This window comes from Flaviflexus huanghaiensis, from assembly GCF_014118685.1.
In the GTDB taxonomy this organism is placed as follows: domain Bacteria; phylum Actinomycetota; class Actinomycetes; order Actinomycetales; family Actinomycetaceae; genus Flaviflexus; species Flaviflexus huanghaiensis.
This window is the reverse complement of the sequence record NZ_JACFAK010000008.1, coordinates 85,341-110,145: the sequence shown is the minus strand read 5'-3', so window position 1 is coordinate 110,145 and position 24,805 is coordinate 85,341. Positions and strand designations below refer to the sequence as shown.

Genomic DNA, 24,805 nt, shown 5'->3' with positions numbered 1-24,805 from the left:
CGGGTCAGGCTCTGACCATGAGCAGACAACGACTCGTGATCACCGCTGTGCTGTCGGGCATGTCCCAGTCCGAGGCCGCCCGGCGCTACGGCGTCTCGCAGGGCTGGGTCTCCAAACTCATGGCCCGCTATCACGGCGAAGGTCAGGCCGCGTTCGAGCCGCGATCAAGACGACCCCACACCTCCCCTGCGGCCACTCCCGCTCATGTCACCGACCTGATCCTGCAGCTACGTCACAGCCTGTCCCAGGCCGGCCACGACGCGGGAGCCGACACCATCTGCTGGCACCTGCACCACGACCACCACATCACGATCCACCGCACCACCGTCCATCGCATCCTCACCCCTCACGGCTTGGTCACCGCACAACCGGTAAAGCGACCCAAATCCTCCTACATCCGCTTCGAAGCTGACCAGCCCAACGAATGCTGGCAATCCGACTTCACCCACTACCGTCTGACCAACCCCGACGACACACCCGGTGCCGACTGCGAGATCATCACCTGGCTCGATGACCACTCACGCACAGCCCTGCACGTCAGCGCTCACTCTCGCATCACGGCCGCCATCGTCACCGCCACCTTCCGCACCACCGCAGACCTGCACGGATATCCCGCCTCCACCCTGACCGACAACGGTATGGTCTACACCGTCCGCCTGGCCGGCACCGGCCGACGCGGCGGACGCACCTCCTTCGAAGCCGTCCTCCACCAGCACGGCATCATCCAGAAGAACGGCACCCCCAACCATCCCCAGACCCAAGGCAAAGTCGAACGTTTCCAACAGACCATGAAGCACTGGCTGACCGCACAGCCGAACCAACCCACCAGCCTGACCGACCTGCAGGCCCTGCTCGACACCTTCGTCGGCTACTACAACACCCAGCGCCCCCACCGGTCCCTTCCCCACCACGCAACCCCTGCAGCGGCCTACCAGTCCCGGATCAAAGCCACCCCCAGCGGACCCGACCCCGCACACGCACACGACCGCGTCCGCCACGACATCATCGACACCACCGGCGCCGTCTCCCTGCGCGTCCACGGCAAACTCCACCACATCGGCATCGGACGAACCCACGCCCGAACCCACGTCACCATGCTCATCCACGACCTCGACGTCACCATCATCAACACCGCCACCGGAGAAATCCTGCGCGAGCTCACCATCGACCCCACACGCAACTACCAACCCCGCACCAAACAGAAATAGGGTGAACCCACGAATCGTGGGTTCACCCTATTCCGATGTCTCGCGACATCACATGGTGGCGGGGGCAGGATTTGAACCTACGACCTCCGGGTTATGAGCCCGGCGAGCTACCGAACTGCTCCACCCCGCGGCGACATGTCTACTCTAGTGGCTTCTCACGCTGAAACTCAAGGTGGGCCATAGTTAGGACTCTCACATGGTGATGGCACCGAGGTGCCATCACCATGTTGACCTTAGTTACCGGCGGTGTCGAGCTCTACCTGTGCGGCAATGGCGTCCTCGATGGCGTCGGTCAGCTCGTCCTGGGCCCGGCCGTAGGCCGCCCAGGCGCCGTCCTCGAGTGCCGTCGACGACGCCTCCATGGCCTGCTGTGCCCTGTTGAGCGCGTTATCGAGACGGTCCCTCGGGGATCCAATGACTGGCTCCGAGGTGGCGTCATCGGTCGGCTCCTGAGTGGGCTCCGCCGTCGCGTCGTCGGTCGGTTCTTCCGTTGCGCCTTCACGCGCCTCTTCTGCGCGCGCCTCCCGTTCCTCAGCGTCGATATCTGAGTCACCCGCTTCAACGCCCGAGTCACCGTCGAAGACCTGATCAAGGGCCTCATCCAGTGTTGGCGCGAAACCGATCTGGTCACCGAACGCGACAAGGACGTACTGCAGCAACGGGTACGAGGTGCCCTGTGACGCCTGAACGTAGACGGGCTGCACGTAGAGCAGGCCGCCACCAACGGGCAGGGTCAGGAGGTTACCGGATAGGACAGTCGAGCCGCCCTGGCGGAGCAGGTTGAGCTCTGTCGAGACCTCGGCGTTGGAGTTGAATCGGTTTTGAACTTGGCCGGGGCCGGGGACCGTGAGGTCGCGCGGGAGCTCAAGCAATCGGAGTTGGCCGTAGTCATCCGCTGGCTCCCCAGGCTCACCCCCCGCATCCGCGTTCACCGCGAGGAAGCCCGTGAGGACGTTCCTGTCGGTGTTGCCGCCAGGGATGAAGGATGTCGACAGCGAGAAGCTCGCGCCCTCGGTTCCCGGCATCTTCAGCGTCTGGTAGTACGGGGGCTGCGCCGTGGCCGGGCCACCATCGCCTACCGTCGGGTCCGGCGGGACGTTCCAGAAGTCGCCGCCAGAGTAGAACGAGGCCGCATCGGTCACGTGATAGCGGGTGAGCAGCTGCCGCTGGACCTTGAAGAGGTCCTCCGGGTAGCGCACGTGGCTCATGAGATCGCCCGACATTTCCGATCGTGGCGTGAGCTGACCGGGGAAGATACTGCTCCAGGCGTTGAGGATCGGATCCTCATCATCCCACTGGTAGAGGGTGACCGAGCCGTCGTAGGCATTGACAACAGCCTTGACGGAGTTGCGGATGTAGTTCACCTCTTCTGGAATGTAGCCGACGATCTGGCCCGTCAGATCAGTTGTCGTCGTCGCGTCCTCAAGCGACTCGCGTGCCGAATACGGGTACTGATTCGTCGTCGTGTATCCGTCGATGATCCACACGAGATCCTTCGCGGTGTCCCCGTTTCCGTCCATGTCGACAACCGCAGGGTAGGCCTTCGAGTCGAGGGTCAGGTAGGGCGCAACTTTTTCGATGCGGGCGTGCGGGTCGCGATCGTAGAGAATCTGCGAGTTGTCGTTGACGCGGTCTGAGAAGAAGATTTCCTGGTCGCGGAACTTCGTTGCATAGAGAAGCTTGACCCAGAAGTTGTTGATCTTCGGACCACCATCACCCGTGAATGTGTTGTTCACCTGGCCGGTCGGCGCATCATCGTTCGGATAGTCGAGCTCCCACGGCTCAGCACCCTCCGGGACCCCCACGATCGAATAGGTGGGCGAGTTCTGCCCGAAGTAAATGCGCGGCTGGTATTCGCCGAGCTCGCCAGTGGACGGGATGCCCTGCTGGAAGAACGCGGGCCTGCCGTCGCTCTGGGCGGTATTGCCGTATGCCGCGACGACACCAAAGCCGTGCGTGTAGACCGTATGATCGTTCACCCACGTCCGCTGATCATCGCCGAGACCGTTGAGGTTGAGCTCTCGCATAGCGATGACGGTGTCGCGTTCCTCGTCGTCGATCGCGTACTTGTCAACAGCGAGTTGAGGGGGGAACCCGTAGTACTGGCGGTTCTGCTGCAGCTGGTTGAACGTCGGCGACACGATGTTCGGGTCGAGAAGTCGGATCTGCGCAGTCGACTGGGAGTCCTCGCGGAGCTGACCGGCGGTCGCCTCCGTCTCTGCGTTATATGTCGTCATCTCAATGTCGTCTAGACCGTAAGCAGTCAGCGTCGCATCGATGTTGCGCTGGATGTAGGGCGATTCGAGCTCGACCGCGTTCGGCTGCACCTGGAACTGCTGAATGATCGCCGGGTACGCCGTGCCGACCGTGATTTGAGCGATGAGGGCAACAGCGAGGCCGGCGATAGCGATACGCATGCGGCCCTTGAATGCGACATAGACGAAGATGCCAGCGATGATGAGGCTGACTCCGGCCATGATCTCTCGGGCAGGTAGCGACGCCTGAACATCCGTGTACGAGGCACCGGAGTAGCGGTCATTCTCGCCGATGAGCAGCTCGTAACGGGACAGCCAGAACCAGACCGCGGCAGCGAGCGCTGAGATCGCGCCGAGCACGGCGAGGTGAATGCGGGCCTTCGGGGAGAAGTACATGGGCTTCTGAGTTGGGTCGAAGCCGCCATACAGATAATGCATGACAAGTGCGACGATCCACGAGGCGACGAGAAGTCTGATGACGAAGGACAGGATCATCGACAGCATCGGGAGCGTGAAAACAAAGAAACCGATGTCGAGACCGAACTCAGGGTCGACATCGCCGAACGATCCCCGGTTGAAGAACATCATGACGGTCCGCCACTGGGCGCCAAGACCGGCACCAAAGATGAGCCCGAAAATAAGCGGTAGGCCGTAGAACGACAGCTTGCGGTACTTGCTTATGCCATCCCGATACGGGTCGAGGTTGCGATTGCGGATCGCTCCCAATTCTGGAATTCCGCCAGACGGGTAGGCCATCCGCATGTTGAGCCAGATAACGGCCGCAAGGAGGAGCACCCCAACGGCGCCAACGCCGATCTGCGCTCCCCACTGGGTCCAGAAGACGCGAACGGCGCCGAGCTGGTCATACCAGAGCACCTCGGTCCACACATTCGCGGTCATGACGAAGAGGAAGAGAAGAGCTCCGAGCACGATGACGGTCGGGATAAAGGCGCCGCCGCCGCCCGGCCTCGTCGTCGTTCCAGAACCACCGCCCGGATTCCACGGGCGGTTCGGGAAAGAGGAAGTGGTCACAGGATTCTCCATAATGAGGACGGTGTACCCGTCTACCGTATCGCACGCGGGATAGGCGCTCCCAGCCCATGACCAAACTTCGGATGTGGCACCATGTGCCCATGAACATTGACCCGAAGCTAGCGGCACTCAAAGACGCTGTGACTGAGATTGAAAAGTTCGTGGCAGGTGATGGCTGGGATGCTCCGATCCGAGTGTTCGCCATCGTCCGTGCCGTGCCAGCCCTTGAGTCCACGCCGGAGTTGGCCGCGGAGCTTCCGGCGGACGTCGCGGTCGACGCGATCACCGACCCGAACACACTCTTCTCAGTCGAGCAGGAGGGCCTGCCACGCGCGAACACGCTCGAAGAGCTACTCGCCCAACTGGCCTGGCCAGACGAGGTCGACGGCGCCGCGATCGTCGCGGAACGCATCATCGTCCCACCGTCCGCCGAGAAGGACCTTCCGAAGGATCCCCAGCGCGCTCTCATCGCACTGTCCGAACATCCGCAACGCGAGGATGTCCGCATGGCGGTCGGTTACATGCGGGACGGACAGAGCTGGTGCTGTGTCCGGACGCGCTCCAACGACTCTGATGACATGGTCGCAAGCAGTCCCGACGCCGTTCCCGGCCTCGTTGCCGCCCTCAAAGCCACGTTCGAGTAAATCGCGGCCCCCGCGTTCTCAAGCCGTTTGACGCTCAGTCACAAGAGGGAAGTCCGTCAGTCTCCCCATCTTTGATGCTCTCGAGTGCTGCCACCGAGTCGTCGAGCGATCCAACGGCGATGACCTGCAATCCTGCAACGCCATTGCCGACAACGTCAGTGCAATTGCTGACCGGTGCGAGGAAGTACTCCGCGCCAGCTCGCCGCGCACCGACAAGCTTGTGCTCGATACCGCCGATTGGACCGACCGTCCCATCGGCAGCCACCGTGCCCGTGCCAGCGACGACAGCGTCGCCGCCAATCGAATCCTCCGTCAGGAGATCGTAGATTCGCAGAGCGAAGATGTGACCTGCACTCGGCCCGCCGACGTTTTCCAGGCTGACGTTGGCACCGGGGGCTCCGGGGGCCGGTCGGGACATGACGGTAATCCCGAGTAGCGATCCCTCCCCCTCGGGCGACGGCAGAGTTGCGAACGTCGTCTCGCGCTCTTGTCCGCCTCTCATCACCGTGACCGTGAGCTCAGTGCCCGGCTCAATTTCGGCGAGGTAGTCCCGAAGCTCCCGGAAGGTCGCTGGTTCGCTACGATCGGCGCCGGATCTGCTGAGGGCCACGAGTTCGTCGCCCGGTTCGAGCCTGCCGATCGCGTAGGAGTCCTCGGCGAAGCCCGCGACAGTCAACGTCACCGGGATTTCGATACCAGCCTGCCCATAGCCGGCAAGGACGGCATCGATCTGCGACGCCTCCATCATCGCCGCGCTCGACGTGCGGACCTCATCGTTCGTCACATCCGGCCCATAGACGGCTCTGACCGGAAGGAGGTTCTTGTCGTTATCGAGGAGAGCCTGGACGGCCGCAGCACCGATGACCGACTCGTCCGGGTTGCCGAACGTCGACACGGTCGTCATGAGAAGACTCGTCTCACTCGGATACGTCTCGCCGTCGAAGTTCGTGAGCTCAACGACCGGCTCGCCATTCAACTCGACGACGGACAGGGCGGGCCCGGGAGACTGGTAGAGGTAGGTCGTTGGCATGAACGTCTGCCACAGGAGCAGCGCGCCGAACGCGACAGCTACGACACCGCCGAGAAGTACTCTTGGGGGCGTGGGGGCGACGTGGTCGAGGAACCTGCTCACGCCACCATCATGCACCCATGCCCCCATCGCGCGGCAGCGGGAAACGATTTTTCGCCATCAGCTGGCATGCTGGCTTCCGCACTGCGCCCTCCACTAGCCTGAAGTTTAGGACAACCGAGGAGGACGACGTGAGTGAACCGAATCCGCGCGACGATCAGTGGAAAGATATGTTGCGCGCCGTCCTCGGCGACCAGGCAGCCGATGAGGTCATCGCTTCGATGGAGGCGCAGGGCTTCGACCCCGCAGCACTCTCACGCATGAACCTGTCCGGCCCCGACTTCTCTGCTCTCATGGGCCAGCTTCGCTCGATGCTGGCCGGCGCCCCCGGCGGGCCGGTCAACTGGCAGATTGCTGAACAGGTCGCCCGCCAATCTTTGACGAGGGACGGGGTTGCCACACTGACGAACAGCGATGTCGCAAGCGCACAATCCCACCTCGAACTGGCCAACATGTGGCTCAATGAGGTGACCGCTTTCGACCCGACGTACGGCCCGGCGCAAGCATGGACACGGCTCGATTGGATCGCGCACGCCCAGTCGACGTTCCGTCGCATGACTGAGCCGGTGGCGAAGAACCTGACCGCCGCGTTCACGCGGGCGATGCCGGAGCAGATGCCGGAAGAGATGAAGGGCATGCTCGGCGATCAGGCCGGGGTCTTCATGGAGCAGATGATGGCAACGATGACCGGCATGCAGTTCGGTGCGGCACTCGCGGAGCTTGCCCGGCAGTCTTTCGGATCGACCGACACCGGCCTGCCGTTTGTCGAGGGCCACACGACCGCACTCGTGCCCGCCAACATCGCCGCCTTCGCCGAAGACCTCGAGGCTCCTCTCGATGAGGTCGTTCTCTACGTCGCCGTGCGCGAACAGGCGCATGCGCGGCTCTTCGCCTCGTCGGCCTGGTTACGCGCTTATTTGCTCGACACGATCGAGGCGTGGGCACGCGATATCAACATCGACATGGCGGCGGTCGAGGAGCAGCTTCGTAGCGTCGACATGTCGAACCCGCAGGACATGCCGGAGATCGACCTCACGGACGTGTTCAATCCGGCTCCGACCGAATCCCAAGAGGCGACTCTCACGCAGCTTGAAACGATCCTCGCCCTTATCGAGGGGTGGGTTTCCGAGGTCACCTCACTCGCAACCGTCGGCCACCTCCCCCATGCGGCCGCTCTTCAGGAGATGTTCACTCGCCGCCGTGCCACGGGCGGACCTGCCGAGGTCACATTCGGCAACCTCGTCGGCCTCGAGATGCGACCGAAAAAGGTGCGCGAGGCCGCGGAGTTCTGGAAGATGGCGCTGGAGAAGGGCAACCAGGACTCGCGCGAGTACCTGTGGTCACATCCGGATCTGTTGCCGGATTCTGACGACCTAGACAAGCCGGAACGGTTCCTCGGCGATGACACATCCGACCTCGGTGCGGAAATCGATGATCTCCTGGCCGATATCTTTGCGGACGACGAGGCAGGCGAGGATCCGGCCGGCCCAGAGGAGCCTCTCCCTCCCACCCAGTGACCTGTGGATAACAGGAGCTACGGTATGTGCCGGGCTCTAGTGTGGTCCCATGCACATTCCCGAGGGCCTCGGACTCTACTGGCGCACCAATGACACGGTCCAGCTCGGCCTGTCCCCGGAGCGCAACTCTGTCTTCGAAGGCCTTTACCCCCGCGAGATCCCCATGCTCAGCCTCCTGCGCAACCCGTGCACGCTCGAGGACATTGACCAGTGGGCGCGCTCGAATCAGGTCGACGCAGATCGGGCACGGAAGCTCTGGACAGAAGTGAGCGAATCGGGTCTTGCCCAGGAGCGCCCCGACGACGGTACTTTGGCCCCGACCGAGCAGGCCGCTGCAGCACGGGCTGGAATTGAAGAACTGGACAAGCTCAGCTCAGTCGCCGTCGAGATCCATGGCGCAGGGCTTATCGGCGCTCGGCTCGCTCTCACGGCAGATCTGTACGGTTTCTCCTCCATCCGCGTCGCGGACCCGAATCCGGTGTCCGAACCCGTCGCCCGCGTGCTCGGCCTGTCCGCCCTGGGCAAGCCGCTCGAGAGCGTCATACGCCCGATGTTGAGCCCCGCGAAGGGCCGTGCCGAGCGGACGTTCGTCGTCTCCGTCAGTTCCCGGGTTTACCCTCTTCACATTGCTCGCACATGCCTGGCAGAAGACATTCCCTACCTCCCCGTCGTCATCGCAGAGACAGACATTCAGGTCGGCCCGTTCGTCGCCGGGTCCCCCTGCATCGAATGCGTGGAATCGGCGCGCACCGACAGGGACGAGGCATGGCCGCTCCTGTCCGCACAGGCCGGCCGTCTGCCCATGCTCGAAGCGGATGCCGCGAGCGCCCTCCAAGTGTGCTCACTTGTTGTCAATGAACTCATCGAGCATGCGATCAACGGTGATATGGAGCCGAGGCTGTCGTCATCAATTCTTCACATCCCACCGCCGCCGTTGTGGCCCTTCATCGACCAAATCGGACAGCACGCGAGCTGCGGGTGCGGAGCCGACGCCGTCCGACCATGATTCGAGCCTGCTAGGCATGCCTGTCGACGACGGCAAGGATTGCGGCCCCGTAGCGGTCAAGCTTCGTCATCCCGATTCCTTTGACCCTGCCCAATTCGCTGACGGTGACGGGTTTGGCCGCGGCAATCGACATGAGGACTGAGTCGACAAGGATCATGTAGGCGGGTCTGCGTTCGTCCTCAGCCTGGATCCTTCGCCACGCCTTGAGGTCATCCAACAGTGCAACGTCCTGGGGGTGGTTGAGCTCAAAGTCGAGGGCGGCCTCCTTTGAACGCCGACGGTTCTTCGTCGCGCGGGAGACCTTCTCTTCCTCGGGCCAGATACCGTCAAGGAACCGAGTGCGGCGGCGATTGCCGCGACCGGCCGCGCTTCTGGCGCGAGCGTAGGAGATGTGGAGGTGTTCTCGTGCGCGGGTTATTCCGACGTAGAGCAACCTCCGCTCTTCATCGACCGCTGCAGGTGTCTCGGCGAGGGAGATGGGCATGAGACCCTCGCTCATCCCGATGAGGAACACCGCATCCCATTCCAGGCCCTTCGCGGCGTGCAGGGTCGAGATCGTCACGCCCTCAACGGTGGGAGCGTTCTGTGTGGAGGCCCGCTCTTCCAGCTCGGAGACAAAGCCGGCGAGGTCCGCGCCCCGAGCCTTATCGACATCGTCGGCGAGGGTGACGAGGGCGTTGAGTGCCTCCCACCGCTCGCGCTGAGCACCGGCTGCCTTTGGCGCCTCCGCGGACCATCCGAGCCTGCTCACGACTTCCCTAACCGCGTCGGACATGCCGGCGTCGACTCCGCTGCGGGCGAGCGTTTTCATCATGACCATCGCCTCACGCACGTCCTTGCGCGAGAAGTAGCGCTCCCCTCCCCGGATCGTAAATCCGATGCCAGCGGCCGAGAGGGCAGATTCGACAGCCTGACTCTGTGCGTTGGTGCGGATAAGGATCGCGGTTTCTGACAGGAGGACGTCCCGCTCCCTCAGTGCTACGATCCGTGCGGCAACATCCTTCGCCTCAGCGTCATCATCGTCGTAGTCGCGGAACGTCACTGCCGGTCCGGAGGGACGCTGGGCGACGAGCGTGACCGATCCTGCGAGACGCCCAGGGGTGATGACCCTGTTGGCTATGTCGACAATCTGAGGGGTCGACCTATAGTCGCGGACGAGCTCGATTTCGGCCGCGTCCTTGAAGCGTCGACGGAAGTCGCGCAAGTAGCTTGGCGTCGCGCCGGTGAAGGAGTAGATGGTCTGGGACACGTCACCAACGACGCACAGGTCGTGTCGATCGCCGAGCCAGTGGTCAAGAAGCCGTTGCTGGAGCGGTGACACGTCCTGATATTCGTCAACAACGAAATGCCGGTACTGGTGGCGGATTTGGCGGGCGATATCGTCGCGCTCGGCCATGATGCCGATGAGGATGAGGATAATGTCTTCGAAATCAATGACGCCGCGGGCGGCTTTCACCTCTTCATAGGCGAGGATGAGTCGCCCGATCGCCTCGTGGCTCATCCCCGCCACGGGCTCTCGCGCTGCACTCTGAGCTCGCTCGACGTAGTGTTCGGGGCCAGCAAGAGTCACCTTGGACCATTCGATCTCGGACGCGAGGTCCCGCACGGTCGTCCTGTCCACGCTCATCCCGAGCTGGCCTGCGGCTTGCGCGACGAGTCCGGCTTTGTGCTCCTGCAATTGCGGCACGGGGCCCCCGACAGCGTGCGGCCAGAAGTACGATAACTGCCGTAATGCGGCCGCGTGGAATGTCTGCGCCTGGACGCCGCGAGCGCCGAGGTCTCGCAACCTGCTTCTCATCTCCCCCGCCGCGCGTGCCGTGAACGTCACGGCAAGAACATTGGTCGGCTCGTACGCTCCAACAAGGACCCCGTGAGCAATCCGGTACGTGATGGCGCGGGTCTTGCCCGTTCCGGCACCAGCCCTCACAACGAGTGGCCCCTTGAGGTGTTCGGCCACCGTCCTCTGGTCCGGGTCAAGTGCAGACAAGAGTTGTTCAACGTCCATGTATCCTCCTCGGTCAGTGTGCCACGACCGGCTGACATTCCCGGGCGCCCGTGGGTAGCAGGGCAGGTTTCAAGGTTCGGTACGCGCCCGTGTCGTTCCGGCAGCGAGGCGCCAACGGGCGTCGCACATGTGCGTCAACTGACGAGGACTATCCCTATCCGTCTGTCCCGCACGCGGGCGTGCGAGCACTCGACGAGGCGACCCTCGTTCATGAAGCGACGGTCTGTCCCGCACGCGGGCGTGCGAGCAGGCGCCCCGATCCGACGCGGCTCAGTCGCCGCCGGGCGGCACGGGTAGCGGGCCCCCGTACCAGTCTTCGATGAGATAGCGAGCGACGGATGAGGCCATTGGAACCGTGAGACGGTTCGACTCGATCTCGTCTCTCAGATCGTCTCGGGTGAAAAAGCGGGCGTTCGTAATTTCTTCGCCGTCGACCTCGACGAGCTCGCTGTCCGTCCAGGCTCTGAAGGCGGCCATGAGGGAACGCGGGAAGGGCCACGGCTGGGATCCGAAGTATTCGACTCTCGTGATCTCAACGCCGGCCTCTTCGAACGATTCGCGGACAACCGCGTGCTCGAGAGATTCGCCGGCCTCAACGAAGCCCGCGAGACACGAGTAGCGGGTTGGTTCCCAGTTCGAGGCGTGGCCAAGGAGCAACCGGTCCCGGCTGTCGCGGATCGCCATGATGACGCTCGGATCGGTGCGCGGATAGAGGACGAGGTCGCAGTCGCGGCACTCGCCCTCCCATCCCGCGGCACGCGGGCTCAGCACACCGCCGCAGCTGGGGCAGTGCGTGCGATAGTCCCGCCATGCGCCGAGCGCGGTTGCCGCCGTCGCCAAACCCGCCTCGAGACCCGACAGCTCGTGGCCGATCTTGCGAAGCGACACGAACTCTCGATAGTGGAGGGCGGTAACCCGCCGGTCGCCGTACGGCATCCCTTCGGGGTCGAGTTTGAACTCGGTTGCATCGAGGTGGAGCGCTGCCCAATGCTCGCCGTCGTTGCGACCCAGGTATGACAGATGGTCCCAGGACAAAAGCTCGCCTGGCACGTCACGGGGCGTGACAGACACAAGCGCACCTGATTCGATCGCGACCTGGCCGTCGCGGACGAGGATGAATCTGCTGAGCCGGCCCAGCAGTTCTGGATCATGGCGCGACAGGGCGTCGGTGTCGTGTTCAATCCGCGCCAGCGGCATCTGACTCATGCTGTTTCCTCTACCGTGGCCTGGCCGAGCACCCGGCTACCCGAATAAACGACGGCCGACTGGCCTGCGGCGAGGCCGCGTAACGGCTCGTCGAGGTCGATGATGAGGCGATCGTCGTCGCGTCGAACGGTCGCCGGAATCTCCCGACCGTGGGCGCGCACCTGGACACCGGCTCGCAGGGGCGTCGCGGGGTCGATGTCGGGGGCGAGCCACACGGTGTCGCCACCGATAATCCGGCCGACGTCGAGAGCCTCGGCGGGACCGACGTGCACGCGGTTTGTCTCAATATCGACTTTCGTGACGAACCTCGGCTGACCGTCCTTCGCGGGAATACCGAGGCCAAGGCCGCGGCGCTGGCCGACCGTGTACGCGAATGCGCCAAGATGTTCGCCAATAACAGCACCCGTCTCGTCGACAATCTCACCTGGGTTCTCGCCAAGCCGCTGCCGGAGAAAGCCCCTCGTATCGCCGTCGGCGATAAAGCAAATGTCGTAGGAGTCAGGTTTGAGCGAGACCCCGAGCCCGCGGGCGGCAGCCTCGATCCGCACCTGCTCCTTCGTTGGCACGTCACCGAGCGGAAAGAGAACGTTACCGAGAACCTGCTTGCCCATAACGGCGAGGACGTACGACTGGTCCTTCGGGTGATTCGCTGCCCTGTGGAGTTCGTGCCGCACCCCGGAGCCATCGTCGATGTCGCGTAGGTCCGCGTAGTGGCCTGTGCACACGGCGTCGAAGCCCATTGCCAGCCCCCGCTCGAGCAGGGCTGCGAACTTCACGTGTTCATTGCATCGAACGCACGGGTTGGGTGTGCGACCAGCAGCGTATTCGGAAAGGAAGTCGGCAACGACCGTGTCCTCAAAATCATCCGACAGGTCCCACACGTAATAGGGGATGCCGAGCTTGTCTGCCGCCCTGCGCGCATCGTAGCCATCCTCGACGGAACAGCAGCCGCGGCTGCCACTGCGGTGCTCGGCTCGAGACTTCGACAGTGCCATGTGGACTCCGACGACGTCATGGCCGGCATCGACCGCACGCGCCGCCGCCACGGCTGAATCGACGCCGCCCGACATTGCGGCCAGGACCCTCATGCCCGCACCGCCGCTTGGGCCATCTTGATCGCAGGCGCGAGTGCGCGCTCAACGGCTTCGACATCGGCCTCGGTCGTACCGTCTCCCATGGAGAAGCGGAGCGGGGTCTCAGAGTCGTCGACCCCCATCGCCGCCAACACTTTCGAGTGCCGATAGACGCCCGCCGAGCAAGCCGACCCGGTTGAACAGACGATCCCAACCATGTCCAGCCCCAACAGGAGAGCTTCCGGATCTGCGCCCGGGAAGAGCGCGTGGACGATGTGGGGAAGGCGCGGCACAGTGCCGCCGCTGAGACGGCCACCGGCACTGACGCAGGCCGCGGCGATCCGCTCGCCAAACGCCCGTAGCTTCCGCTCGCGTTCAGATCTCTCGTCCACGGCGGCTGACAGTGCGGCCGCGAGCGCGGCCGCCCCCTGGACGTTGAGCGTGCCGGAACGGACCCGACGCTCCTGCCCGCCGCCGCCCTCTAGCGGCCTCAGCGGGTAGTCGCGAGCGGCGATGAGTGCTCCGACACCGACCGGAGCACCGAGCTTGTGACCGGAGATTGACAGTGCATACGCCCTCGGGATATCGAGGCTTGCGACCGCCTGGATGGCGTCGGTGTGAATGCGGGCGCGCGGCGCCCGCGCCCGGACGAGGTCGGCGATCTGGTCGAGCGGCTGGATGATGCCGGTCTCGTTGTTGGCCGCCATGACCGACACGAGGCTGACGTCATCTGTCAGAAGAGTGTCGAGTGCCTCGAGGTCGATGACCCCGTCCTCGGTCACCGGAATGACGTCATGCTGCGGGGCATGAAGTTCGGCCGCTTCTCGGATGGCGGGGTGTTCGATTGCGGAGAAGAGTACCCTGCCCCGGGTGGCCGGTCCTGCGATCGCGAGGTTGTCGGCCTCGGTGCCTCCCGAGGTCAAGATGACTTCTGGCGGGTCGACGCCGAGGACTTCGGCGATCTTCTCCCGAGCATCTTCAAGAATCGAGCGGGCTGCCCGGCCCGCCGCGTGAGTCGCGGAGGCGTTGCCGGTCACGGCCGCAGCGTCGAGCCAGGCCTGCTGTGCTGTTTGCGACAGGGGCGCCGTCGCTGCCCAGTCCAGGTAGATCACCTAGAGCTCTGCCTCCTTGAGCGCTGCGATGGCCTGAGGCACAACGTCCTTGATGTCACCAACGATGCCGAAGTCGGCGAACTCAAAGATCGGCGCCTCGGAGTCATCACACACGGCAACGATGTGTTCAGATGCGAGCATGCCGGATGTGTGGTGGACAGCTCCGGAGACACCGAGACCAATGTAGAGGCGTGGTGCAACGGTCTCGCCGGTCTGACCAATCTGGGCCGACTGGTCGATCCATCCCTCATCGCATGCGACGCGGGTCGCGCCGACGGCGCCGCCGAGCAAGTCCGCGAGCTCACGAACGATGCCAAAGTCGCCATCAACACCCCGGCCACCGACGACGACAACCTGGGATTCGGCAAGGTTTGGACCGACATGGTCGCGCTTCTCGCGCGAGAGGAGGCGGGTACGCTTCGCACGCTCGGGAACTGTGATCTCGAGGGGGGCCACCGTCGCGTCCGTTGTGTTCCGCGGTGACGCTTCGACGGCGGTGGGGCGTAGGGCGACAACGGCGACGCCGCGAATGACCTCATCGTTTGTGGCCCACGTGCCCGAGAAGACGGCTTTCGTGATTGAGAGCTGACCATTGCGTGCTGAAATGGCGTCCGCATCGACGACGACACCGGAATCGAAATGGACTGCGGCCTGGGCGGCGATTTCCTTGCCGAGGTAGGAGGACGCCATGAGGACCGCGCGCGGATCGACCTTCTCAGCCGCAGAAAGAGCGAGCGCCGCCCAGACTGCTGGATGGTTAAGGTCGGCTCCCGTCGATGTGACAGTTTCTGGGTCGACAACAAGGATCTCGTCCGCACCGTAGCGCGCGAGTTCTTCGACGGGCGGCTGACCAAAGGTGGCGGAGACGACCCGGTCGGCGACCGAGCGAGCAGCGGTCAGAACTTCCCGCGACGAATCAGACAGGGCTGCGCCGTCATGGCGGGAGATAACGAGGACGGTATCGAGTTTCACTTCATCACTCCAAGGATGTAGTCGGCGAGCTTCCTGCCGCCGTCACCAGAATCATTGTGAACTTCGCCAGCATCCCGTGGCGGCCGCTCTGTCGCGTTCGTCACGCGGGTGCCAGCACCGGCCGCTCCGACGAGACCATCGCCAAGCCCAAGGTCGTCAAGGTCGATCTGATTGATCGGCTTCTTCTTCGCCGCCATGATTGCCTTGAAGTTCGGGTACGTGACCTCGTTCGCCTGGTCTGTGACCGAGAGGATCGCCGGCAGGTCAGCCTCGAGAACCTCGTCGTTGAATCCCATCGTTCGCGTAATCCGCAGAACGTTCCCGGAGAGCTCGACCGTCCTCGCGAGCGTGAGCGCGGGCAGATCGAGGTGGGCGGCGAGTGCGGAGGGTATGGTCGCCGTCATTCCGTCGAGGGCTGCCATGCCCGTCACAATGAGGTCGATCGGTTCCTCGTCGCCAAGCTGCGTGATCGCGGCAGCGAGAACGCGGGCCGTGCCGAGCACATCCGAACCTGCTGCTCGACTGTCACAGACGTGAACAGCCCGATCGGCACCGAGTGCTAGGGCTCTTCGTAGCCCGTCGGCGGCATCCTCCGGACCCATGGTGAGCGCAATGACCTCGCCATCGTCTCCTGCAAGAGTGACGGCCTCCTGGACCGCGTTCTCGTCAAGCTCGTTCAGCACATCGTCGTCACCGCGGACAAGGAAACCCTCTTCGCCGAGAATTCGCTCGGCCTGCACGTCGGGCACGTGTTTTACACAGACAACAATCCTCATGGCACCTAGCGTGCCACCTTCGACCGATTTCTCCCAAGAGACGTGCGCCATGGGTGGAAGCGTGCACTCCCGTAGAGCGTGTCCGAATCGTTCGGTTAAAAGTGAGAGACTTGGCGCGTGACTCGAACTTCTCTACATTCGATCCCTGCCACCCGGTATGTGGCGCGGGCACCGGAGCCGACACTGCCACGCAAGATCCGTGCGAACCGCCTCGGGGTCACAGTCCTCCCAGACGGCATCGATGTCTCTGTCGTCGCCTCCCATGCGTCACTCGTCGAGTTCTGCGCAATCGACTTCGACCGTGCGGGCACGATGCGCGAGCGCCGGTTCGCGCTCAATGGTCCTGAGATCGGCGTATGGAGCGGTTTTATCCCCGGCATCAAGCCCGGCCAACATTACGGATTCCGGGCCCACGGCAGATGGGACCCGAACGCAGGGATGCGATACAACCCAGCGAAGCTCCTCTTCGACCCGTACGGCCTTGGCGTCGCCGGAGTTTACGATCTCGGCACAGCTGTGTTCTCCCACCAGGTCGATGACGAGCTACGTCCTCTTGCTGGTCCGAGGAAGATCTCCGAACTCGACTCAGCAGCACACGTACCGCATTCGGTCGTTGTCGACGAGCGCTATGACGGAAAGGTCGAGCACCTCGATCTGCCGTGGAGTACAACGGTCATCTACGAGGCACACGTGCGCGGTCTGACGATGAACATGCCGGGAGTTCCCAAGGAGCTTCGCGGCACGTATGCCGGCGCCGCCCATCCCGCCGCGATCGCGCACTACAAGCAGCTCGGTATCACGGCTCTCCAGCTCCTGCCCATCCACGCCAAGCTGCCCGAGCCGTTCCTCGTCGAGAAGGGGCTGGCCAACTACTGGGGCTACAACACGCTCGGCTTTTTCGCGCCCGAACCGTCATATGCGACGAAGGCGGCACGGGAGGCTGGCCCCTCGGAAGTGTTGCGCGAGGTCAAAGGCATGGTCTCTCTCCTTCACGAGGCTGGCATCGAGGTTATCCTCGACGTCGTCTACAACCACACGTGTGAGGCTGGCATTGACGGACCGACACTGTCGTGGCGAGGTCTGGGCGAGTCCACTTTCTATATGCAGTCGGGAACGAACCCCGTCGATTTCTGGGACGTGACGGGCACGGGTAACTCTCTCGACTTCCGCTTGCGCAGGGTCATTCAGATGACACTCGATTCGCTGCGCTACTGGGCGGCTGATGTCGGAGTCGACGGGTTCCGCTTCGACCTCGCCGTCACGCTCGGTCGGCAAGGCAGGGAGTTCCTCTCACACCATCCCCTCTATGTTGCTCTCACAACCGATCCCATTTTGCGCTCGCGCAAGCTCATCAACGAGCCGTGGGACCTCGGGCCGAACGGCTGGCAAACCGGCCAGTTCCTCTCACCGACAGCGGACTGGAACGATCGCTTCCGCAACGCGGTCAGATCGTTTTGGCTGACAGATCAGCACGTCCAGGTCGACGGACACCGGCCCCACGATTCCCGTGAGCTCGTCACCCGCCTGTCTGGCTCAGCTGACCTCTTTTCTCGTGGCCGCACCCCGGGCGGCCGCGGCACATTTGCGTCAATCAACTTTGTGACAGCTCACGATGGCTTCACCTTGCGGGATCTCGTGACATTCGACGAGAAACACAACGAAGCGAACCTCGAGGACAATCGCGACGGTTCAAACGACAACAGGTCATGGAACCATGGCGTCGAGGGGCACGATTCGACGCTCCGCGATGCTCGGCTGAAGTCGATGAGGAACCTCATCGGCACCCTCATCTTCTCCTCCGGAACGCCGATGCTCACGGCGGGCGATGAGATTGGCCGCACGCAGGACGGCAACAACAACCCGTACTGCCAGGACAACGAGCTCGCGTGGATCGACTGGAGGACGACCCCCTGGCAGGACGATTTCCACGCCACCGTCTCCCACCTCCTCCAGCTACGCAGAGAGCACGAAGTGTTCCGACCAGCTGGATTCTTCACGGGCACTCCCCGTGCGGGCGACAGCCTCCCCGATGTCACATGGATTGACCGCGACGGCACTGAGATGCCGGCGTGGCGGTGGTTCGAGCCGTCGTCCCGCACATTCCAGATGCTGAGGTCCGGCGGCGGCAGGGACGTCGATGCTCTCCTCATCATCAACGGGCTCCTTAAGGATGCGGAATTTACCATCCCGACCGGTCGGGGGCGACCGTTCGATCTCGTATGGGATTCGGCCAAAGCCAAACCGACGGGGTTCGACGAGCTTGTGCTACCCGGCGCATCGGTCATGGTTGAAGGGCAGTCGATTCGTCTCTACCTGTCGAATCCGTTCTAGAATGTCGCCTGTCCGTGAATCGCGGGCACCGGAAAGGATGATCCATGCACAGTGACGAGATTGTCGATCTCGAATCGACGGTTGACGAGGCCTCCCTGCGTCGATCGGAGAAGCTCAGTGACGAGCTGAAGGAGAAGATCCGCGAGGACGCCTCGCCCTTCAGGATGCTGACCGGAGATCGGCCCACTGGCCGACTTCACCTCGGCCACTACTTCGGTTCCCTGAAAAACCGGGTTGAGCTTCAGAACGCGGGAGTCGACAGTTGGCTCGTCATTGCTGACTACCAGGTCATCACCGATCGCGACGCCGTCGGCGAGATCAAGGAACGGGTCTACGGGCTCGTCACGGACTACCTTGCCGTCGGTATCGACCCCGAGCGTGCCGTCATCTTCCCCCACTCGCAGATCCCCGCGATCAACGAGCTCGTCCTCCCCTTCCTCTCCCTTGTCACCGACTCAGAGTTGCGCAGGAACCCGACGGTTAAGGCCGAACTTGACGCGAGCGGTAACCGGCCCATGTCCGGGCTGCTCCTCACCTACCCGGTCCACCAGGCGGCTGACATCCTCTTCTGCAAGGCCAACGTCGTGCCGGTGGGTAAGGATCAGCTCCCCCATCTTGAGCAGGCCCGCGTCATCGCCCAGCGCTTCGATAGGCGCTATGGCCGCGCAGCCGGTGCGACACACCCAATTTTCCCCCGCCCCCAGGCACTGCTGTCGGAAGCGCCCTCGGTTCTCGGTCTCGACGGACAGAAGATGTCGAAGTCGCGTGGCAACACGATCGAGCTCGGAATGACGGCCGATGAGACGGCGAAGCTTCTCAAGAAGGCTGTCACCGACTCCGAGCGCCGGATCACCTTTGATCCGGTGGGCCGTCCCGAGGTGTCGAACCTCGTCCAGCTCACCGCGCTCGCCACCGACCGCGACCCACACGATGTCGCTCAGGAGATCGGCGATGGCGGCGCGGGCGCGTTGAAGAAGGCCGCCACGGAGGCAATCAACGACATGATGGCGCCAATCCGTGCACGTCGCGAGGAGCTCGCGAACGACCAGGGCTATGTCGAACAGGTTCTGCGCGACGGCATCGCCCGCGCGACCGCCCAAGCGGAAGAAACGCTACGCGAGGTCCACGAGGCCCTCGACATGGTCTATCTGCCGTACGCCTGACTCTCGGCCGTCCATGCACCCATGTGCCACAAGCGAACACGTCACACAAGCTCTCCAGTTTCGTGACGGGCGTCACTGCTCTACGATCGGTTGACACCCACGAAAGGAGATGCCATGAAAACGTCGATCTGGAAACGCGCGGCAATTGGAGCAGGTCTCGCTCTTACTCTCCCCTTCGGTCTCGCCGCATGCGGTGACGATTCGGATACGGACGTTGAGACGGTCGAAGAGGAGGATGCCCCGACCCGCGGTGGCGGCGACAGCGAGGACCTCGATGACACAGAGGATGACATGGAAGACGACGGCTAGAATCTGATTCCGGCATGAACCCTGGGGCCCGCGGCACGATCCGCGGGCCCCAGTCCATTGCCCGATCGACGAGCCGACGGCTCGGTGCCGCCAGATTCTTCTCCTACCGGAGAGAGCGCACGGGTGAAGACCAATTTCATGGTCGGCTCAATCGCCCCCTAATGCCCTGCTCCCCGCGGGTGATTTGGATAGGGTTGACGTGTGAGTACTTCGAGCAATTCCCGGTCGAACCGGAAGCCTGCAGCCCAGGAGCGTCGTTCTGTCCCCGCGAAAGCCGGCTCAGGGTCCGCCCGGCCGCAGAGAGCCCCGTTTGCTCTCGTCGGTCGGATCCCGATCGTCGACGTATGGCCGGTCATTGAGGAGGGCCGTTGGCCCGCCAAGGCCACCGTCGGTGAAGCATTCCCCGTGCGTGCCACGGTCTTCCGAGAGGGCCACGACGCGTGGTCGGTCGAAGCTGTCTTGACTCGCCCGGACGGCACCGAAGCCCAGCGGGTTCGGATGGTCGACACAAAGCCAGGGCTCGATCGTTACGAGGGATGGCTTGTTCCCGATACACCGGGCCGCTGGACGTTCCATATTGAATCCTGGTCCGACCCTTATCGCACGTGGGAGCACGACGCGGTCCTCAAAATTGAGGCAGATGTTGACTCCCAACTCATGATCGATGAGGGCGTCAAGGTGCTCGAACGGGCCGCGGAGGGCATGCCACAGGGTTCGGAAGACCGGGCGGCCGTCGAGCGGGCCGCTGAGGCGATGAAGCTTGAGGGTGAACCCGCACAGCTCATCAGTCATGGAATCTCCGAGCCGGTTAAGTCGGCTCTCGAGCGGCACCCGCTTCGCGACATGCTGACGTTCTCAGCTGAATACGAGGTCAAGGTCGACCGAGAGCTGGCACTGTACGGCTCGTGGTACGAGTTCTTCCCTCGCTCGACGGGCGCCTTCCAGAACCCGGACGGAACGTGGGTGTCCGGCACGCTCAAGACCGCTGCGGATGAACTTGATCGAATCAAGGCGATGGGGTTCACGGTCGCGTACCTCACCCCGGTTCATCCAATCGGCACAACAAACCGCAAGGGCCGTAACAACGCACTAACGGCAGAGCCAGATGACCCGGGTTCTCCCTACGGCATCGGTTCGCACGAAGGCGGCCACGACGCCATCCACCCGGAGCTCGGCACATTCAAGGACTTCGACGCGTTCGTCGGCAAAGCCCGCTCGCTCGGCCTCGAGGTCGCGCTCGACATCGCGCTCCAGGCGTCGCCCGATCACCCGTGGGTGCGCGAGCATCCAGAATGGTTCACAACGCGCGCCGATGGCTCGATCGCATATGCGGAGAACCCACCGAAAAAGTACCAGGACATCTACCCGCTCAACTTCGACAATGATCCCGGAGGGATCTACGTCGCGATTCGCGACCTGCTCGAGCTGTGGGTCGAGCACGGTGTCACGCTGTTCCGAATCGACAACCCGCACACGAAGCCGTTGCCCTTCTGGCATCGCCTCATGCTCGAATTCGAGGAGAAGCACCCGGACGTCATCTTCCTGTCGGAGGCGTTCACGAAGCCGCCGATGCTGCAGACGCTCGGCGCGATCGGGTTCCACCAGTCGTACAACTACTTCGCCTGGCGCAATGAGCGCGAAGAAATCGAGGAATACCTCCTCGAGCTCGCGTACGAGACCGACCATCTTGTCCGCCCGGCGTTCTGGCCGACAACACACGACATCCTCACGCCGTACATGCAACGCGGCGGGGTACCCGCTTTTTCGATCCGAGCGATTCTCGCAGCGACAGGCGCACCGACGTGGGGTATCTACTCGGGCTATGAGCTCGCTGAGAACATCGCCCGCCCGGGCGCCGAAGAGCAGATTGACAATGAGAAGTACCAGTTCAAGTCGCGTGACTACTCGCTCGGACAGTCGACGGGGATCACGCCCTTGCTCACGAGACTCAACGCGATTAGGGCCGCACATCCATCGCTCCAGAGGTTGCGCAACGTCACGATCCACCCAACGTCGTCAGACAAGATCATCTGCTTCTCGAAACGGACAAACCCGGGAGAACCCGAGGATACTGTCATCGTCGTTCTCAACCTCGATCCGTTCATCACTCACGACGCGCTCATCACCCTCGACTTCGAAGCTCTCGGCGTCCCCGAGGAAATGGCAATCGTTGTCGATGACGAGCTGTCGGAGCAGACCTTCGAATGGGGCCGTAGGCCGTTCGTCCGTCTCGACCCGCGCGGCACTGTCGCCCACATCCTGTCTGTGAGGGTGCCGTGACCTCAGTCCCATTCGGAGACCTTGGCCGGCCCGGTCTCAGCGATGATCCGAAGTGGTACGAGACAGCGGTCTTCTACGAGGCCCTTCTGCGCGCGATGGAGGACTCAAGCGGCTCCGGTATCGGCGACCTGCAGGGACTCATTAGGAGACTCGACTATCTCCAGTGGCTCGGTGTGGACTGCATCTGGATCCCCCCGTTCTATCCCTCCCCCATGAGAGACGGCGGCTACGACATCGCTGACTACACGGCGGTCAAGTCGGAGTACGGCACAATCGATGACTTCACCGAGCTCATGGATGAGGCGCATGCTCGCGGCATACGAGTCATTATCGACCTTGTCATCAACCACACGTCCGATCAGCATCCGTGGTTCCAGGCCTCACGCTCGAACCCCGACGGACCCTACGGGGACTTCTACGTGTGGTCCGATACCGATGAGCTGTATCAGGACGCCCGCATCATCTTCATCGACACCGAGACGTCGAACTGGACGTTCGATCCGGTGCGCAGACAGTACTTCTGGCATCGCTTCTTTTCCCACCAGCCCGACCTCAACTTCGAGAACCCGGCAGTCCAGGAGGCGATCTTCGACGTCGTCCGCTACTGGTGCCGGATCGGCGTCGACGGGTTCCGTCTCGACGCGATTCCCTACCTCTTCGAGGAGGAGGGGACGAACTGCGAGAACCTGCCGCAGACCCACGACTTCATCGCGAACCTGCGCACGCTTGTCGACACGGAATTCCCGGGCCGGATCCTTCTCGCTGAAGCTAACCAGTGGCCGGATGACGTCGTCGAATATTACGGGACGGAAGAAAACCCGGAATGCCACATGTGCTTCCACTTCCCCGTCATGCCCCGCATCTTCTACTCTCTACGCGAGCAGCGGGCCACCTCAATCAAGGACATCCTCGCCGCCACCCCCGACATTCCCGCCGGAGCCCAGTGGGGTACGTTCCTGCGTAACCATGACGAGCTGACACTCGAAATGGTGTCAACCGAAGAGCGTGCCGCGATGTACGGCTGGTACGCGGAGGATCCTCGAATGCGGGCAAACGTCGGCATCCGCCGGCGACTTGCGCCGCTACTCGGCAACTCCCGGCCCGAAATTGAGCTGGCAAACGCACTGCTCCTCTCCCTGCCTGGCTCTCCCTGCCTCTACTACGGGGACGAGATCGGGATGGGTGACAACATTTGGCTACCGGACAGGGACGGGGTGCGGACCCCGATGCAGTGGACTCCCGATCGGAACGCAGGCTTTTCGAACGCCGATCCGGGCAAGCTCTACCTGCCCCCCATCCAGTCGCTCGTCCACCACTACCAGGCGGTCAATGTCGAATCCCAGCTCGCGCAACCCGCTTCTCTTCTGCACTGGACCCGCGGCATGCTCGACATCCGGCGCCAGCATCCGGTGCTCGGCAAGGGAGCATTCGAGATCCTACCGACCGACAATGAAGCAGTACTTGCCTTTATCCGCTACGACGAGGACGACACCATCCTCTGCGTCATGAACATGGCGAACACGCCGCGCGCCGCAACGATCACGTTGCCGGAGCGGTACCGCGACTGGCATGTGAGCGACGTGTTCGGTGGGGCGGGCTTCCCTCCTATCGATAAGAACGGCCAGTATCTGTCGATGCTCGGTTCGCGCGACTTCTTTTGGCTCATCGTCTCGTCCCCGGACCGTGTCGTTCAGGCACCGGTCGACGGCATGCCTGCGGCGGTCGAGCCAAAGCACGAGCGCAACGAGGCAGCGGCAGTGCCCTCGCCGATCCGCCCCGACCCAAAGGAATGACCGTGCTCGAACAGGTGCTTGCAGACTGGCTTCCCACTCAGCGTTGGTTCGCCGCGTCGGACACGTCGGAACCGATTCGAATTCGGGGCCGTTGGCTACTTGCGCCCGGCGACCCGCTGGTGGAGATTGTCATCGTCCAGTCCGGGACGACGTCCTATGTCGTGCCACTCGTCTTCGCCGATACGGCGTTCAAGGCCGATGAGATTGGCATGGACCGCGGGCGACGTGTGTATGACGCGACGGATTTGGGCTACGGGCACAAGGTTCTGCTTAGCGCCGCGTCCTCGCTCCGGGCCGAAGGAAGCGGGGACTGCTCAACGTTGGCGGGCGAAGCCGAACATGAGATCGCAGGAATCACCTCGTCGAAGAAGTTCACCGGTGAACAGTCCAACACGTCGATCATGTACGAGCTGACCGACGGCTCTCAGCTCATTCTCAAGGTGTTCCGGGTTCTTGCCCCGGGCCTCAACCCCGATGTCATCCTCACGCGTGCCCTCGCCGAAGCAGCGTCACCCTATGTCGCCGCCCCAAGAGGGTCGGCGCTCGGAACGTGGCAGGAGAAGGGTCGCGAAGTGACGGGGCATGTTCTTGTCGCCCAGGATTTCCTCACCGGGTCGACAGATGCCTGGCAGGTCATGACCGACAGTGCCGCAGCCGGAGAGCTTGACACGAATTCGATCGAAGAGCTCGGCGACGCAACAAGGAGCATCCACACGACGCTCGCGTCCGTCATGCCGACTGTCGAGGCGGACGAAGATACTCGCCGCACTTTGGCAGCTGCGTGGCGGCGCAGAGCCAGTGACGCGCTGAGACGAGTTCCGCAGCTCCAGCAGCGCCAAACCGACATCGAGGCCCTCTACCGGGCGGCTGAGACGGATGCCGTGTGGCCGAATCTTCAGCGCATCCATGGCGACCTCCACTTAGGTCAAGTCCTCTACGCACCGGACCGCGGGTGGATCATCCTCGACTTCGAGGGAGAGCCGCTCCGTCCCCT

The 24,805-nt window shown here is 63.2% G+C and carries 17 protein-coding genes, 1 tRNA gene and 1 pseudogene; 10 read left to right on the top strand and 9 right to left on the bottom strand.

What is annotated here, in order from left to right:
* The first annotated feature begins 17 nt into the window (after positions 1-17).
* Positions 18-1,208, top strand: coding sequence for an IS481 family transposase (locus tag H7E91_RS07595; protein WP_182354488.1), 1,191 nt, complete (start codon positions 18-20; stop codon positions 1,206-1,208).
* Positions 1,209-1,261: 53 nt separating this feature from the next.
* Here the strand turns inward: H7E91_RS07595 and H7E91_RS07590 are convergent.
* Positions 1,262-1,338: transfer RNA gene (locus H7E91_RS07590), tRNA-Met, on the bottom strand.
* 103 nt (positions 1,339-1,441) lie between these two features.
* Positions 1,442-4,495, bottom strand: a complete 3,054-nt coding sequence (locus H7E91_RS07585) for a UPF0182 family membrane protein (protein WP_338401767.1) — start codon at positions 4,493-4,495, stop codon at positions 1,442-1,444.
* Positions 4,496-4,596: 101 nt separating this feature from the next.
* Here H7E91_RS07585 and H7E91_RS07580 point away from each other — a divergent pair, with 101 nt between their 5' ends.
* Entirely contained in the window at positions 4,597-5,139 is a 543-nt protein-coding gene (locus H7E91_RS07580; protein WP_241698460.1) for a PPA1309 family protein, read from the top strand.
* 34 nt (positions 5,140-5,173) lie between these two features.
* On the opposite strand, the gene H7E91_RS12125 is transcribed toward H7E91_RS07580, so the two are convergent.
* Complete coding sequence (locus tag H7E91_RS12125) at positions 5,174-6,271, bottom strand: S16 family serine protease (protein WP_182354486.1); 1,098 nt, start codon at positions 6,269-6,271, stop codon at positions 5,174-5,176.
* Positions 6,272-6,399: 128 nt separating this feature from the next.
* Between H7E91_RS12125 and H7E91_RS07570 the strand changes: the two genes are divergently transcribed.
* Together H7E91_RS07570 and H7E91_RS07565 are read left to right on the top strand one after the other, a co-directional pair.
* A complete protein-coding gene (locus H7E91_RS07570) occupies positions 6,400-7,785 on the top strand; it encodes a zinc-dependent metalloprotease (protein ID WP_182354485.1) in 1,386 nt (461 codons plus the stop codon).
* 49 nt (positions 7,786-7,834) lie between these two features.
* Positions 7,835-8,791: a hypothetical protein gene (locus H7E91_RS07565; protein WP_182354484.1), complete on the top strand. Its 957-nt coding sequence runs from the start codon at positions 7,835-7,837 to the stop codon at positions 8,789-8,791.
* Between the two features lie 10 nt (positions 8,792-8,801).
* Here the strand turns inward: H7E91_RS07565 and H7E91_RS07560 are convergent, their stop codons facing one another.
* From H7E91_RS07560 to H7E91_RS07535, 6 genes are all read right to left on the bottom strand, one after another.
* Positions 8,802-10,796 carry an ATP-dependent DNA helicase UvrD2 gene (locus H7E91_RS07560; protein WP_182354483.1) on the bottom strand — a complete coding sequence of 665 codons (1,995 nt, stop codon included), beginning with the start codon at positions 10,794-10,796 and terminating at the stop codon, positions 8,802-8,804.
* Positions 10,797-11,066: 270 nt separating this feature from the next.
* Positions 11,067-12,002 carry an NAD(+) diphosphatase gene (nudC, locus tag H7E91_RS07555; protein WP_182354482.1) on the bottom strand — a complete coding sequence of 312 codons (936 nt, stop codon included), beginning with the start codon at positions 12,000-12,002 and terminating at the stop codon, positions 11,067-11,069.
* Positions 11,999-13,090, bottom strand: a complete 1,092-nt coding sequence (gene mnmA / locus H7E91_RS07550) for a tRNA 2-thiouridine(34) synthase MnmA (protein ID WP_182354481.1) — start codon at positions 13,088-13,090, stop codon at positions 11,999-12,001. Before mnmA ends, nudC begins: the two co-directional genes overlap by 4 nt.
* Positions 13,087-14,187, bottom strand: a complete 1,101-nt coding sequence (locus H7E91_RS07545; protein WP_182354480.1) for an aminotransferase class V-fold PLP-dependent enzyme — start codon at positions 14,185-14,187, stop codon at positions 13,087-13,089. Before H7E91_RS07545 ends, mnmA begins: the two co-directional genes overlap by 4 nt.
* Positions 14,188-15,159, bottom strand: coding sequence for an FAD-binding protein (locus H7E91_RS07540; protein WP_182354479.1), 972 nt, complete (start codon positions 15,157-15,159; stop codon positions 14,188-14,190).
* Positions 15,156-15,935, bottom strand: coding sequence for an electron transfer flavoprotein subunit beta/FixA family protein (locus H7E91_RS07535; protein ID WP_182354529.1), 780 nt, complete (start codon positions 15,933-15,935; stop codon positions 15,156-15,158). Before H7E91_RS07535 ends, H7E91_RS07540 begins: the two co-directional genes overlap by 4 nt.
* A 117-nt stretch (positions 15,936-16,052) precedes the next feature.
* Between H7E91_RS07535 and glgX the strand changes: the two genes are divergently transcribed.
* The 6 genes and pseudogenes from glgX to H7E91_RS12120 all read left to right on the top strand — a co-directional run.
* Positions 16,053-18,266, top strand: coding sequence for a glycogen debranching protein GlgX (gene glgX, locus H7E91_RS07530; RefSeq protein WP_338401766.1), 2,214 nt, complete (start codon positions 16,053-16,055; stop codon positions 18,264-18,266).
* A 44-nt stretch (positions 18,267-18,310) separates the two neighbouring features.
* Positions 18,311-19,429, top strand: coding sequence for a tryptophan--tRNA ligase (gene trpS, locus H7E91_RS07525; protein WP_182354478.1), 1,119 nt, complete (start codon positions 18,311-18,313; stop codon positions 19,427-19,429).
* 114 nt (positions 19,430-19,543) lie between these two features.
* Entirely contained in the window at positions 19,544-19,738 is a 195-nt protein-coding gene (locus H7E91_RS07520) for a hypothetical protein (protein ID WP_182354477.1), read from the top strand.
* Between the two features lie 201 nt (positions 19,739-19,939).
* The gene (locus H7E91_RS07515; RefSeq protein WP_182354476.1) at positions 19,940-22,018 is read left to right on the top strand and encodes a maltotransferase domain-containing protein; all 2,079 of its coding nucleotides are present in this window, start codon (positions 19,940-19,942) and stop codon (positions 22,016-22,018) included.
* Positions 22,015-23,811 carry a maltose alpha-D-glucosyltransferase gene (gene treS, locus H7E91_RS07510; RefSeq protein ID WP_338401765.1) on the top strand — a complete coding sequence of 599 codons (1,797 nt, stop codon included), beginning with the start codon at positions 22,015-22,017 and terminating at the stop codon, positions 23,809-23,811. The genes H7E91_RS07515 and treS overlap by 4 nt, the downstream gene beginning before the upstream one ends.
* A pseudogene (locus H7E91_RS12120) lies at positions 23,808-24,041 on the top strand (maltokinase N-terminal cap-like domain-containing protein); the annotation flags it as partial. The gene treS and the pseudogene H7E91_RS12120, both read left to right, overlap by 4 nt.
* Positions 24,042-24,805: the final 764 nt, after the last annotated feature.

What these genes read in the sequence shown, in the direction of transcription:
- nudC (WP_182354482.1), bottom strand. Translation starts at nt 12,002, where the DNA reads ATGAGTCAGATGCCGCTGGCGCGGATTGAACACGACACCGACGCCCTG.
- H7E91_RS07580 (WP_241698460.1), top strand. Translation starts at nt 4,597, where the DNA reads ATGAACATTGACCCGAAGCTAGCGGCACTCAAAGACGCTGTGACTGAG.
- mnmA (WP_182354481.1), bottom strand. Translation starts at nt 13,090, where the DNA reads ATGAGGGTCCTGGCCGCAATGTCGGGCGGCGTCGATTCAGCCGTGGCG.
- trpS (WP_182354478.1), top strand. Translation starts at nt 18,311, where the DNA reads ATGCACAGTGACGAGATTGTCGATCTCGAATCGACGGTTGACGAGGCC.
- H7E91_RS07595 (WP_182354488.1), top strand. Translation starts at nt 18, where the DNA reads ATGAGCAGACAACGACTCGTGATCACCGCTGTGCTGTCGGGCATGTCC.
- H7E91_RS07535 (WP_182354529.1), bottom strand. Translation starts at nt 15,935, where the DNA reads ATGAGGATTGTTGTCTGTGTAAAACACGTGCCCGACGTGCAGGCCGAG.
- H7E91_RS07560 (WP_182354483.1), bottom strand. Translation starts at nt 10,796, where the DNA reads ATGGACGTTGAACAACTCTTGTCTGCACTTGACCCGGACCAGAGGACG.
- H7E91_RS07565 (WP_182354484.1), top strand. Translation starts at nt 7,835, where the DNA reads ATGCACATTCCCGAGGGCCTCGGACTCTACTGGCGCACCAATGACACG.
- H7E91_RS07520 (WP_182354477.1), top strand. Translation starts at nt 19,544, where the DNA reads ATGAAAACGTCGATCTGGAAACGCGCGGCAATTGGAGCAGGTCTCGCT.